Origin of the sequence: Kitasatospora papulosa (assembly GCF_000717245.1) — a bacterium.
In the GTDB taxonomy this organism is placed as follows: domain Bacteria; phylum Actinomycetota; class Actinomycetes; order Streptomycetales; family Streptomycetaceae; genus Streptomyces; species Streptomyces papulosus.
Genome location: NZ_JNYQ01000006.1, coordinates 174,324 through 187,249 on the forward strand (window position 1 = coordinate 174,324; position 12,926 = coordinate 187,249).

A 12,926-nucleotide genomic window follows, 5' to 3' on the forward strand; every position below is an offset into this window, starting at 1 on the left:
GGGACGGGGGGTGGGCGACGTACGCTGGACGGGTTCGCCCCCTCACCCTCAGCGGAGCACCTTTCACGTGAACGACCAGCAGCGCCGTCGTCCCGCCAAGCCCCACCGCCGCCCCAAGAAGGACCCCGTCAGGTTCCTCGCCTTCGAGGTGCTCAGGGCGGTCGACGAGCGCGACGCCTACGCCAACCTCGTCCTGCCGCCCCTGCTCAAGAAGGCACGCGCCAAGGGCGACTTCGAGGGAAGGGACGCCGCGCTGGCGACGGAGCTGGTCTACGGGACCCTGCGCCGTCAGGGGACCTACGACGCCATCGTCGCCGCCTGCATCGACCGGCCGCTGCGTGAGGTCGACCCGCCGGTGCTCGACGTGCTCAACATGGGTGTCCACCAGCTCCTCGGCACCCGCATCCCCACCCACGCGGCGGTCTCCGCCAGTGTGGAGCTGGCGCGGGTGGTCCTCGGCGAGGGCCGTGCCAAGTTCGTCAACGCGGTGCTGCGCAAGGTCTCCGCGCACGACCTCGACGGATGGGTGGAACGCGTCGCGCCCTCCTGGGACGAGGACGCCGAGGAGCACCTCTCCGTCGTGCACTCGCACCCCCGCTGGGTCGTCTCCGCGCTCTGGGACGCCCTGGGCGGCGGACGTGCCGGGATCGAGGACCTGCTCGAGGCGGACAACGAGCGGCCCGAGGTGACACTGGTCGCCCGCCCCGGCCGCTCGACCACCGACGAACTGCTGGACGCCCTCGGCGAGGAGAGCGGCCTGCCCGGACGCTGGTCGCCGTACGCCGTGCGGATGGCCGAGGGCGGCGAGCCCGGAGCTCTGGCCGCCGTACGGGACGGCAGCGCCGGCGTGCAGGACGAGGGCAGCCAGCTCGTCGCCGCCGCCCTGGCCGCCGCGCCCGTCGAGGGCACCGACACCCGGTGGCTCGACGGCTGCGCGGGACCCGGCGGCAAGGCCGCGCTGCTGGCCGCGCTCGCCGCCGGCCGCGGGGCGACCCTGCTGGCCGCGGAGAAGCAGCCGCACCGCGCACGGCTCGTCGAACGCGCCCTGGCGGGAAACCCCGGGCCCTACCAGGTGATCACCGCCGACGGCACCCGGCCGCCGTGGCAGCCCGGCTCCTTCGACCGCGTCCTCATGGACGTCCCGTGCTCCGGTCTCGGCGCGCTGCGACGGCGCCCCGAGTCCCGCTGGCGCCGCCGCCCGGAGGACCTGGAGAGCTTCGCCCCCCTGCAGCGCGGCCTGCTGCGCGAGGCGCTGAAGGCCGTGCGCATCGGCGGCGTCGTCGGCTACGCGACCTGCTCCCCGCACCTCGCGGAGACCAGGGTCGTCGTCGAGGACGTACTCAAGGGGCGCGGCGGTACGGCCGTCGAGGCCGAGTGGATCGACGCCCGCCCGCTGCTCCCCGGTGTGCCCGCGCTGGGGGACGGGCCGGACGTACAGCTGTGGCCCCATCTGCACGGCACCGACGCCATGTACCTCGCCCTGCTGCGCCGCACCGGCTGAGACCCGGCCGTACCACGCGTGGGGGCCGTCCGTCAGTGCGGACGGTCGCCCGCGACGGCCACCCGCTCCGCCACCCTGCGGTGCGGGGCGTAGTCGTTCACCGCGTAGTGCTGGGTCGCCCGGTTGTCCCAGAACGCGACGTCACCCGCGCGCCAGGTGAAGCGCACCTGGTACTCGGGCACATGGGCCTGCTGGAACAGCAGCCGCAGCATCCGGTCGCTCTCGTCCCGGTCCCAGCCCACGATCCGGGTGGTGAACGAGGTGTTGACGAAGAGCATCCGGCGTCCGGTGACCGGATGGGTCCGCACCACCGGGTGCTCGACCGGCGGGAAACGGTCCTGGAAGGGGATCAGCCGCTCCTCAGGGGTGAAACGCGCGAAGCCCGGGACGAAGTCGTGCACCGCGCGCACCCCCTCCAGACGCTCCTTCACCTCGGGCGCGAGGTTGTCGTACGCCGAGGCCATGTCCGCCCACATCGTGTCCCCGCCGTACGGAGGCACCTCGCGCAGGTGGAGGACCGCGCCCAGCGCGGGCCGTTCCCGGAACGTCACGTCGGTGTGCCAGACGTTCTCGAAGCTCGGCGCGGAGGAGCGGTCGAAGCGGGCCACCTCGGGATCGTCCCCGGCCGCCAGCAGGGGGTTGGTCTCCAGCTCGCCCCAGTTGCGGGCGAAGGCACGCTGCTGGGCCGGACTGGGGTGCTGCCCGCGGAAGAAGAGCACCTTCCACTCCAGCAGCGCCCGGTCGATCTCCTCGCGTACGGCGGGCGCGAGCGGGCGGGTCAGGTCCGCACCGCGGATCTCGGCGCCGATGACCGGCCCGAGGGGGACGACGTCGAACAGGGTGTAGGGCCGGTCGGGCTGCCCCGGCGCCAGCCTGCGCAGCTCGCGTGGGCCCTCGTACAGCCCGTCCGGGGGCAGGCGGGAGGCGCGCAGCGCCTGGCCGGAACCGAGTGACGTGGTGAGGGACATGGGGACTCCTGTCTGCGTGGGAGGGGTGCGGGCGGGCCCTTCGTCCCGGCTCAGCGGGCCGCGTCGCGTACGGCCGCGCCGATCTCGGCGCGCAGGGCGGCGTACTCGGGCAGTCCTCGCAGCCCGTCCGGGTCGTCGTTCCCCGTCCGGGGCAGGGAGATGCGCACGTCCAGGGCGACCGTGCCGGGACCGGCGCTCAGGACGACCGCGCGGGTGCCCAGGAAGACGGCCTCGTCCACGCTGTGCGTGACGAGGACCGAGGTGATCCCCGTACGCGCGCTGACCGTGCGCAGGTCCTCCTGGAGCCGCTCCCGGGTGAGCGCGTCCAGGGCCGCGAACGGCTCGTCCAGCAGCAGCAGGTCCTTGCCGCCGGCCATGGCCCGGGCGATGGCCACCCGCTGCTGCTGGCCGCCGGAGATCTGCCAGGTCCTGCGGCCCGCGGTGCCGGCCAGTCCGACCCGCTCCAGCAGGTCCTCGACGCGCGCGGGGCGTTCGGCCCGGGGGACTCCCGCGTACCGCAGCGCCAGCGCGATGTTCTCCCCGACCGTGCGCCAGGGGAACAGCCGAGGCTGCTGGAAGACGACGCCCGCCTGGCGTCCCGGTTCGGGCGTCCCGCCGTGCACGGTGACGTCGCCCGACGTGGCGTGCTCGAAGCCGGCGATCAGCCTCAGCAGTGTGCTCTTCCCGCTCCCCGAGGGGCCCACGAGCACCAGGAACTCGCCGGCCGGGACGTCGAGCGACAGCGGGCCGAGCGCCGTCACGGCGTCCGCGCCGCGCCCGTAGCGGTGTGTCACCCCGCGCACGGAGACGGCGGGCGTGACCGCCGCCGTCGCGGCCTCTTGGACGCCGTCCGCGGCACCGGTCCGCAGGTCATCCGGAGACGGCATCGCTCAGCCCTTCCACGTACACGGCCTTCTCCAGTTCCGAGAGCTCCGGTGCGGCAGGGATCTGCTTCTGTCCCGCCAGGAACTCCGCCGCGCTGTGCAGGTTCTCCGCCAGGTTGCCGACCTTCCCGGGGCGGCCCAGCCACTTGTCGTCCGCCTGTTCGGCAGGCTTGAGGAAGATGCCCTGCTCCAGCTGGGCGGCGGCGTCCTCGGGGCTGATCCCGAGCTGCTTGCCGACGGCCTCGGCGGCGGCCGGCGGATCGTCGTGGATCAGGTCCAGGGCCTGCGCCTGGGCCTTGCGCCAGGCCGCGATCACCTCGGGCTGCTTGTCGATGAAGGCGGTGGACGCCACTCCGAGATCGAGGGTGGGTCTGCCGGCCGCGGCCAGTTCCCGGCTGGAGAGCAGGGTCTTGCCCGTCTTCCCGAGCTCGTCGAGCGTGGGGAGCCAGACATAGGCCGCGTCGATGTCCCCGCGTGACCAGGCCGCGACGATGTCCTGCGGTTCGAGGTCGAGCAGATCGACCTCCGACGCGTCCACGCCCGCCTTGTCGAGCGCGGCGAGCAGGCTGTAGTGCGAGGTCGAACTGAACGGGGTGGCGACCTTGCGGCCCGCCAGGTCGCCGACGCCCTCGACACCGGCGCCGTCCCGCGCCACCAGCGCCTCGTTGTCACCGGCGACATCCAGCACCCAGGTGACCTGGTACGGGATGTTCAGCGGCTCGGACAGGCCGCGCGCGACCGGACTGGAGCCGATCGCGGCGAGATCGACCGAGCCCGCGACGAAGGCGGTGTTGATGCTGGCGCCGGAGTCGAACTTGATCCACTTGATCGTCCGGTCCGGCAGCGCCTTCTCCAGCAGGCCCTTCTCCTTGACGATCAGGTCGCCGCTGGGGAAGGCCTGGTAGCCGATCCGGATCGTCCTGCCGTCGCCCTGGCCGTCACCGCCTCCGCCGCCTCCCGTCCCGCAGGCGGTCACGACGACGAGTGCTCCCAGAGCCGCGACGAGCAGGGGGGTGCGGCGCTTACCGCGTGTTCCGGGCATGGCGTGGTCCTTCGTTCGTCGGTCGGGAGGGCATGGCGGGTGGGGCGGTGCGGTGGACGAGGTTCCCGGCGGTCACGACAGCCGGCGCCACGGAGCGAGCCGGTTCTCGGCACCCCGAAGCAGGGCGTCGATCAGCAGACCGGAGACGCCGATCGCGAAGAGCCCGAGTACGACCACGTCGGACTGGTTGTAGCGCTGGGCGTCACGGATCATGCCGCCGATGCCGGGCAGCCCGTTGACGGTCTCGGCGGCGACCACCGAGGAGTACGCGATGCCGAACGCCAGCCGGACGCCGACCAGGATCTCCGGCAGCGCGGACGGCAGGACGACGGAGGCCACCACCTGCGAGCGGCGGGCGCCGATGGCCCGCGCGGCCTCCACCAGCGAGGCGGGGGCGGAGGCGACGGCGGACGCGGTGGCCACGGCCACGGGCGGCATGGCCGCGATCGCCAGCAGCCACAGCTTGGGGGCCTCGTCGATGCCGAACCAGATGATCAGCAGGCTGAAGTAGGCGAGCGGCGGCAGGGTCCGCAGGAAGGCCACCGCCGGTTCGAACACCACGCGTACCCACGGCAGCGTGCCCATCAGGATCCCGGCCACCAGACCGGCCAGGACACCGGCGCCCGCGCCGATCGCGATCCGGCGCAGACTGATGCCGAGGTGTTCGACCAAGGTGTGGCCCTGGTAGCCGCGCACCCCGTCGTGGGTGCCCGACGTCGTGACCAGGGCGTCCCAGACGGCCGAGGGCGGCGGCACGAGCAGCGGTGACCACAGCCGGAGCGCGGTCACCAGCTGCCAGAGGGCGAGCAGCACGACCAGCGCGACAAGCCGCAGTCCGGCCCGGCGCAGCCGCGCCGTCCTCTCCGGCGATCGGCGGCGCGCCGGGCGCGCGGTGGCGGGTCCGGGGGAGAGGGGCGGGCCTGACGGCTGCTTCTCCGTGGTGGTGGGCGTGGTCATGGGCGGGCTCCGTCGAGAGGTGCCGAGGACACCGGGCCGCCGGGAGGCGGACCGGGCATGCGGCAGGGGACGCGGGGCGCACGGACGACGGCGCCCGCGGGCAACGGGGGAGGGGCCTCACGGAACGCGTGCGGCCGGACACCGGCGAAGGACGCGAGAACGTCCGGTCCGGACAGGGCGCAGGGTTCTGGAGGGGCCGCCGGCTCACCCCAGGGGTGGCCGGAAGGCGGGCGGACGACGCCGCACAGTTCTGGAAGCGCTCAGCGCTGCCGGGCCAGGCTCAACAGGAGCAGCTGGTCACACGGCAGAGATCGATGCTGATGCGCTCCTTCAGGAACTGGTCGCTGATCACGGGAGTTTTCTAACACAGGCTCAAGGCCGGCACCAGGGGCTGTCCGCGTCCTGGTACGGACCGGAGCGGTCCGCCGGGGCGTGCCGCCCGCCGGACCGGTGAGCCGGCCGGGAACGGGAGCGGGCCCGGGAGGGAATCCGGGGCCGTAGGGCCGCCACCGTGCGAACCGTAATGATCCCGTGAGGCTTTGGGGCGCACTGCGGCAAGGAAGTGGCGCCGGGCATGGCAGGCTTGGGGGCATGGCCCAGATCAACCCCAGCATCCTGTCCGCCGACTTCGCACGCCTCGCCGAGGAGGCGAAGGCCGTGGAAGGCGCCGACTGGCTCCATGTCGATGTCATGGACAACCATTTCGTGCCCAATCTGACGCTCGGCGTACCGATCGTGGAGGCGCTGAGCAAGGCCACGGACACCCCGCTGGACTGCCACCTCATGATCGAGGACGCGGACCGCTGGGCGCCGCAGTACGTCGAGGCCGGTGCGGGTTCGGTCACCTTCCACGCGGAGGCCGCGGCGGCGCCCGTACGCCTGGCCCGGGAGATCAGGGCCAAGGGCGCCCGCGCCTCCATGGCGCTCAAGCCCGCCACACCCATCGAGCCGTACGAGGACCTGCTCCCCGAGCTCGACATGCTGCTGATCATGACGGTGGAGCCGGGCTTCGGCGGCCAGGCGTTCCTCGACATCATGCTTCCGAAGATCCGCCGCACCCGTGAGCTGATCTCCAAGCACGGCCTCGAGCTGTGGCTCCAGGTCGACGGCGGGGTCTCCGCCACCACCATCGAGCGGTGTGCCGAGGCCGGCGCCGACGTGTTCGTCGCCGGCTCGGCGGTGTACGGGACCGAGGACCCGGCCGAGGCGGTGCGGGCACTGCGCGCACAGGCCGACACCGTCACCGCTTCCGCCCCCTGGGTGTGCGGCCACTGAACAAAGCTCAGATGAACGCGGCCCGACGGGCCTGATCAAGCATCGCCGGATCTGACAGGATGAACGGCGTACGAGCGTGTGAACAGCAGTGAGGAGATCGCGGTGTCTGGCATCTCGGCGGGTCGGTCAGCCATGCGGATGGGACCCGCGGAGCTGGTGCAGGCGGCGGCCATGGCCCGCCGGTTCTACCTGGAGGGCAAGTCGAAGATCCAGATCGCCGAGGAGTTCGGCGTCAGCCGCTTCAAGGTGGCCCGGGTCCTGGAGACGGCCCTCGAGCGTGATCTCGTACGCATCGAGATCCGGGTACCGGCGGAGCTGGACGCGGAGCGCTCCGACGCGCTCCGGGCGCGCTACGGCCTGCGGCACGCTGTCGTGGTCGAATCCCCGGCGGAGGAACAGGACGACGCAGCCGACCCGGAGAACCTCGGGGAGGTGGCCGCCGAGCTGCTCGGCGAGCTGGTCAACGAGGGCGATGTGCTGGGCCTGGCCTGGGGCCGCTCCACCATCCACATGGCGGCGGCCCTCGACCGGCTGCCCCCGTGCACGGTCGTGCAGCTGACCGGTGTCTACGACGCGGGCACGGCCGAGCGCGGTTCGGTCGAGGCGGTCCGTCGCGCCGCGCAGGTGTCCGGCGGCGAGGCGCACCCGATCTACGCCCCGATGCTGCTGCCCGACCCGGCGACGGCGGCCGCCCTGCGCCATCAGACGGGTATCGCCCGCGCCTTCGAGTACTTCGACAAGGTGACGGTCGCCGCGGTCTCCATCGGCTCCTGGGAGCCCGGCATCTCCACCGTCCACGACATGCTCTCCGACGAGGAGCGGGCCCACTACGCCTCGCTCGGAGTCGCGGCCGAGATGTCCGCGCACCTCTTCGACACGAACGGACGGCGGGTCGGCCGGGACCTCGGCGAGCGGTGCATCACCGTGGAGGCCGACCGGCTGCGCCGGATCCCCGAGGTGGTCGCCATCGCCGGAGGCCAGCGCAAGGCGGCGGCGATCGGCGCGGTGCTGCGCTCCGGGCTGGTCACCAGCCTGGTCACCGACACCGCGGCGGCCGACTACCTGCTCACGGAGTCGGCCGCGGGACAGCGGCCGGCGCTGGAGCGTGCCGACCCCGACAACTGAGCGGGGCCGCCGGGACCGTCCGGCGCGGACCGATGACGGAGGAGGCCGGGCACCGTACGGGTGCCCGGCCTCCTCCGTGCCCCGTCAGAGCCCGTTGCCCGCGCCCAGCCGGGCGTGGGCGTCGCTCACGCCGAGGACGGACTCCTCCAGATAGGCCCCCGGTTCCGCGTACTGGCTGACGTCGGCCGGGTTGTAGCGGGGAGTCTGCCGCGACCAGTCCAGGTTCCCGCGCATCCAGCTCCGCATCCCGTCGAGATAGGGCACGAGCAGGTCCTCCAGCTCCGGGTGGCGGCCGAGCAGCTCGCGCTCGGCCCCGAGGAACCGCTCGGTCTCGGCGGCGATCTCGTCGCACACGTGCTCGAGTGCTTGTCGTTCGCCGTAGCCGCGGTGGTGGCGGACCAGGTGGACGAGGTTGTGGATCTCGCCGAGCACCTGTTCCTTCTCGTAGGAATACACGTCGTTCGCCCAGCACACGACGTTGCACGACGCCTCCAGCGCCGTGATGAACCGGGCGTCGTTGTGGATCGACTCGGGCGCCCCGATGCCGGCCACGATCTCTATGAGGTCCATGCACACGTGGATCGCCCCGGTGTGCCGGCGCTTGGCTATGTACACGGTCTCGGACGGCACGATCCCGTCCGCGCGGTTCCCCGCCTCCCAGGTGGTGGCGGTCGTCAGATACGTCATGAGGTGCCAGGTGAAGCGGGTGCGCCAGTGGGCGGCGGCCTGCGGAACCGTGCGTTCCCACAGGTCCGCCAGGGCGACCAGCGCGGCGGGGGTCTCCTCGTCGGGTGCGGGGGTGGGAGCCCTGCCCTCGACCACGGCGCGCATCCGCTCCACCACGTCGCGTACGCGGTCGGGGCTGCGCCCCAGGTGCCCGTCGTCCAGCTGGTCGTCGACGAGGAACAGCCAGACGAACCAGTCGGCGACCAGGTCCAGGTGCTCGCTGTTCGCCGTCGGGTGGACCATGCCCACGAAGGCGCCGAAGTCGGCCTGCTGGAAGCGCCGTCTGGCTGATTCCCGGTGCACCAGGCCGGTGCGCCGTGTCCATGCGTCGAGGTGCTCGCGGGTGTGACTCACGTGCGGATTGCTCCGCTGGGGGAACGGGCAGTAGATGTCGGGCAGTTCGCTCTCCACGGGCGGTCCCCATCCTCTCCGGCCGAACGCGTGACAGGTGTTCCGGGCTCGTGGGCGGCGCCGCGCCCACCGCGAGGACCTGCGGATTTGAAGCTACCTGACCCCTCGTCACCCGGTCCAGGGATCGTGATCACGAACGAGCGAATCGTGTTCGGGTAGGGTCCATGGGTAAGGCAGGTTCCACTTGCCCGGCCCCCGGGCAGCCTCCTTGGAGGAACTGACGAACGCGGGGGCTTATTGCTGTGTCTTCGTGGAAACGACCTGCACCGTTTCGTATGAAAAAATGGTTCTTATGCGTTTTCTTGAGCCCGGAACCGGTCGCTACACGACCTCTCCCTCGGTCCCCTACGACCTCACGTACGACGATGTCTTCATGGTTCCCGGCCGTTCCGCGGTCGGGTCCCGGCAGGCGGTGGATCTCTCCTCGCCGGACGGCAGCGGCACCACCATCCCGCTCGTCGTCGCGAACATGACCGCCATCGCGGGCCGCCGCATGGCCGAAACCATCGCCCGCCGCGGTGGCCTCGTCGTGATCCCCCAGGACATCCCGATCGAGGTCGTCACCGAGGTCATCGGCTGGGTCAAGAAGCGCCACCTCGTGCTCGACACGCCGATCGTGCTGGCCCCCGGCCAGACCGTCGCCGACGCGCTCTCCCTCCTGCACAAGCGGGCCCACGGGGCCGGGGTCGTCGTCGACGCCGGGAACCGTCCCGTCGGGGTCGTCACCGACCACGACCTGACCGGTGTGGACCGCTTCACCCAGCTGTCCGAGGTCATGTCCAAGGACCTGGTGGTGCTCGACGCGGACATCGATCCGCGGGAGGCCTTCAACAAGCTCGACGGCGCCAACCGCAAGCTCGCCCCCGCGGTCGACGCGGACGGCCGCCTCGTCGGCATCCTCACCCGTAAGGCCGCGCTGCGGGCGACGCTCTACACCCCCGCGACGGACGCGGACGGCAAGCTGCGGATCGCCGCGGCCGTCGGCATCAACGGCGACGTGGCGGGCAAAGCCAAACAGCTCCTCGACGCAGGGGTGGACACCCTCGTCGTGGACACCGCGCACGGCCATCAGGAGTCCATGATCAGCGCCGTCGCAGCCGTCCGGGCGCTGGACCCGGCCGTGCCGATCGTCGCGGGCAACGTCGTGGCGGCCGAGGGCGTGCGGGACCTGATCGAGGCGGGCGCCGACATCATCAAGGTCGGTGTGGGCCCGGGTGCGATGTGCACCACCCGCATGATGACCGGGGTCGGCCGGCCCCAGTTCTCCGCCGTGCTGGAGTGCGCCGCGGAGGCGAGGAAGCACGGCAAGCACGTCTGGGCCGACGGAGGCGTCCGGCACCCGCGCGACGTGGCGATGGCGCTGGCCGCCGGAGCGTCCAACGTCATGATCGGTTCCTGGTTCGCCGGTACGTACGAGTCGCCCGGAGACCTCCAGCAGTCCGCCGACGGGCGCTACTACAAGGAGTCGTTCGGAATGGCCTCGGCGCGTGCGGTCAGGAACCGCACGTCCGAGGAGTCCGCCTACGACCGTGCCCGCAAGGGCCTGTTCGAGGAGGGCATCTCGACCTCTCGGATGTTCCTCGACCCCACCCGCCCCGGTGTGGAGGACCTGATCGACTCGATCATCGCCGGTGTCCGCTCGTCCTGCACCTACGCGGGGGCGTCCTCGCTCGAGGAGTTCGCCGAGAAGGCGGTCGTCGGTGTGCAGAGCGCCGCCGGCTACGCGGAGGGCAAGCCCCTTCACGCCAGCTGGAGCTGATGACCCGGGGCTGGAGAGCCCCGCACCGGAGGTGCCCCTACCCGGCCGACCACGCCGGGGAGGGGCACCTCCGCCGTATGCGCCGGAGGGTCACGGCGTGCGGGAGGCCCGCACCTGTGAGCACACCCGTAACCCCTTCAACTTGATTGCCCGGTAAGTAATATGAGCCGCAATCAGGCTGCCCCCCTCTGCGGCAAAGGGATTTCATGACTTCCTTCTTCACCGACCTGGCCCAGCAGTACGTCGACGGCGAGTGGAGGCCGGGGAAGGGGTCCTGGGACATCATCGACTTCAACCCGTACAGCGGGGAGAAGCTCGCCTCGATCACCGTCGCGACGGCCGACGAGGTCGACCAGGCATACCGGGCCGCCGAGCGCACCCAGCCGGACTGGGCGGACACGAACCCGTACGCCCGCCGGGCGGTGCTGGAGAAGGCGCTCCGCGTCGTCGAGGAGCGCGAGGACGAGATCGGCGAGGCGATCGTCGCGGAGCTCGGCGGCACCCGGCTGAAGGCGGGATTCGAGCTGCACCTGGCCAAGGAGTTCCTGCGCGAGGCCGCCCAGCTCACGCTGCGGTCCACCGGGCAGATCCTCCCGTCGCCGACCGAGGGCAAGGAAAATCGCGTCTACCGGCTGCCCGTCGGTGTCGTGGGAGTCATCAGCCCCTTCAACTTCCCCTTCCTGCTGTCGCTGAAGTCGGTCGCCCCCGCACTGGCCCTGGGCAACGCCGTGGTCCTCAAGCCGCACCAGAACACCCCGATATGCGGCGGCACCCTGATCGCCAAGGTGTTCGAGGAAGCGGGTCTGCCCGCCGGGCTCCTGAACGTCGTGGTCACCGACATCGCGGAGATCGGCGACAGCCTGCTGGAGCACCCCGTCCCGCAGGTCATCTCCTTCACCGGCTCGGACCGGATCGGCCGTCACGTCGCACGGGTCTGCGCCGCCCAGCTGAAGCGCGCGGTGCTCGAACTGGGCGGCAACAGCGCCCTGATCGTCCTCGACGACGCCGACGTGGACTACGCCGTCGACGCGGCCGTCTTCAGCCGCTACATCCATCAGGGCCAGGTCTGCATGGCGGCCAACCGCATCCTGGTGGACCGCGCGGTGGAGCAGGAGTTCACCGAGAAGTTCGTCGCCAAGGTCGCCTCCCTGCGGGTCGGCGACCCGGCCGACCCCGCGACCCACATCGGCCCCCTGATCAGCTCCTCGCAGGCCGACGCGGTCTCCAAGCTCGTCGACGAGACCGTGGCGGCGGGTGCCACGGCACTGCTGCACGGCCGTGCCGAGGGCAACGTGGTCAGCCCGTCCGTGCTGACCGGCCTCGCCGCCGACGCCCCCGTCCTCCAGCAGGAGATCTTCGGGCCGGTGGCCCTGCTCGTCCCCTTCGACGGTGAGGACGAGGCCGTCCGGATCGCCAACGACACCCCCTACGGGCTGAGCGGCGCGGTCCACACCGGCAACATCGAGCGCGGCGTCCGCGTGGGGCAGCGGATCCGCACCGGCATGATCCACATCAACGACGGCACGGTCCACGACGAGCCCATCGTCCCCTTCGGCGGGGAGAAGAACTCCGGCCTCGGACGGCTGAACGGCGAGTCGATGCTGGAGGCGTTCACCACGCAGAAGTGGATCTCGGTCCAGCACGGCCGCTCGCAGTTCCCCTTCTGACCGGCGGCGCCCGCGGTGGGCGCGCCCGGCGGGGCGCCCCGTGGTCTACTTCGGGGGCGGCACGTGCCGCCCCCGAAGCCCTCCGCCGCAGAAAAGTGATCCGCCCGAAGTGCGCCTGAACGACCTCGACGAACGCATCGTCCACGCCCTCGCCGAAGACGCCCGCCGCTCCTACGCGGACATCGGAGCCCTCATCGGCCTCTCCGCCCCCGCGGTCAAGCGCCGTGTGGACCGGCTGCGCGCCGAGGGAGCCATCACGGGCTTCACCGTGCGGGTCGACCCCGCCGCGCTCGGCTGGGAGACCGAGGGCTTCATCGAGATCTACTGCAGCCGCAACACCGCGCCCGAAGCGATCAAGCGAGGGCTGTCCACGTACCCGGAGATCGCGTCCGCGTCCACGGTGACGGGCGACGCCGACGCGATCGTGCAGGTCTTCGCCGCCGACATGCGGCACTTCGAACAGGTGTTGGAACGCATCGCCGGTGAACCTTACGTCGAGCGGACCAAGTCGGTCCTCGTGCTCTCCCCGCTGCTGCGGCGTTTCTCCTCCGGCCCGCCTGCCTGACAGCGCGCGGGCAGGGCCCGGCGGGCCACCGGCGCCGGGCGCGTGG

At 71.9% G+C, this 12,926-nt stretch carries 11 protein-coding genes; 6 read left to right on the top strand and 5 right to left on the bottom strand.

Features of this window, described 5'->3' with window-relative positions; genetic code table 11:
- Positions 1–67 precede the first annotated feature (67 nt).
- Positions 68–1,501 carry an RsmB/NOP family class I SAM-dependent RNA methyltransferase gene (locus tag IA22_RS0119655; RefSeq protein WP_030124313.1) on the top strand — a complete coding sequence of 478 codons (1,434 nt, stop codon included), beginning with the start codon at positions 68–70 and terminating at the stop codon, positions 1,499–1,501.
- 32 nt (positions 1,502–1,533) lie between these two features.
- Here the strand turns inward: IA22_RS0119655 and IA22_RS0119660 are convergent, their stop codons facing one another.
- The 4 genes from IA22_RS0119660 to IA22_RS0119675 all read right to left on the bottom strand — a co-directional run bounded on the left by IA22_RS0119660 (position 1,534) and on the right by IA22_RS0119675 (position 5,352).
- Positions 1,534–2,469, bottom strand: coding sequence for a TauD/TfdA dioxygenase family protein (locus tag IA22_RS0119660; protein ID WP_030124314.1), 936 nt, complete (start codon positions 2,467–2,469; stop codon positions 1,534–1,536).
- A gap of 50 nt (positions 2,470–2,519) precedes the next feature.
- The gene (locus IA22_RS0119665; RefSeq protein ID WP_015576372.1) at positions 2,520–3,356 is read right to left on the bottom strand and encodes an ABC transporter ATP-binding protein; all 837 of its coding nucleotides are present in this window, start codon (positions 3,354–3,356) and stop codon (positions 2,520–2,522) included.
- Entirely contained in the window at positions 3,340–4,395 is a 1,056-nt protein-coding gene (locus tag IA22_RS0119670) for a taurine ABC transporter substrate-binding protein (protein WP_015576371.1), read from the bottom strand. Before IA22_RS0119670 ends, IA22_RS0119665 begins: the two co-directional genes overlap by 17 nt.
- Positions 4,396–4,467: 72 nt before the next feature.
- Entirely contained in the window at positions 4,468–5,352 is an 885-nt protein-coding gene (locus tag IA22_RS0119675; RefSeq protein WP_030124315.1) for an ABC transporter permease, read from the bottom strand.
- Between the two features lie 591 nt (positions 5,353–5,943).
- Between IA22_RS0119675 and rpe the strand changes: the two genes are divergently transcribed.
- Entirely contained in the window at positions 5,944–6,627 is a 684-nt protein-coding gene (gene rpe / locus IA22_RS0119685) for a ribulose-phosphate 3-epimerase (RefSeq protein WP_030124317.1), read from the top strand.
- Between the two features lie 138 nt (positions 6,628–6,765).
- A complete protein-coding gene (locus IA22_RS0119690) occupies positions 6,766–7,752 on the top strand; it encodes a sugar-binding transcriptional regulator (RefSeq protein ID WP_179831233.1) in 987 nt (328 codons plus the stop codon).
- Positions 7,753–7,836: 84 nt separating this feature from the next.
- Here the strand turns inward: IA22_RS0119690 and IA22_RS0119695 are convergent, their stop codons facing one another.
- Complete coding sequence (locus tag IA22_RS0119695) at positions 7,837–8,889, bottom strand: terpene synthase family protein (protein ID WP_030124319.1); 1,053 nt, start codon at positions 8,887–8,889, stop codon at positions 7,837–7,839.
- 292 nt (positions 8,890–9,181) lie between these two features.
- Here IA22_RS0119695 and IA22_RS0119700 point away from each other — a divergent pair, with 292 nt between their 5' ends.
- The 3 genes from IA22_RS0119700 to IA22_RS0119710 all read left to right on the top strand — a co-directional run bounded on the left by IA22_RS0119700 (position 9,182) and on the right by IA22_RS0119710 (position 12,880).
- Positions 9,182–10,648, top strand: coding sequence for a GuaB1 family IMP dehydrogenase-related protein (locus tag IA22_RS0119700; RefSeq protein WP_015576366.1), 1,467 nt, complete (start codon positions 9,182–9,184; stop codon positions 10,646–10,648).
- Positions 10,649–10,854: 206 nt separating this feature from the next.
- Entirely contained in the window at positions 10,855–12,315 is a 1,461-nt protein-coding gene (locus IA22_RS0119705; protein ID WP_015576365.1) for an aldehyde dehydrogenase family protein, read from the top strand.
- Between the two features lie 109 nt (positions 12,316–12,424).
- Positions 12,425–12,880, top strand: a complete 456-nt coding sequence (locus IA22_RS0119710) for an Lrp/AsnC family transcriptional regulator (protein WP_015576364.1) — start codon at positions 12,425–12,427, stop codon at positions 12,878–12,880.
- Positions 12,881–12,926: the final 46 nt, after the last annotated feature.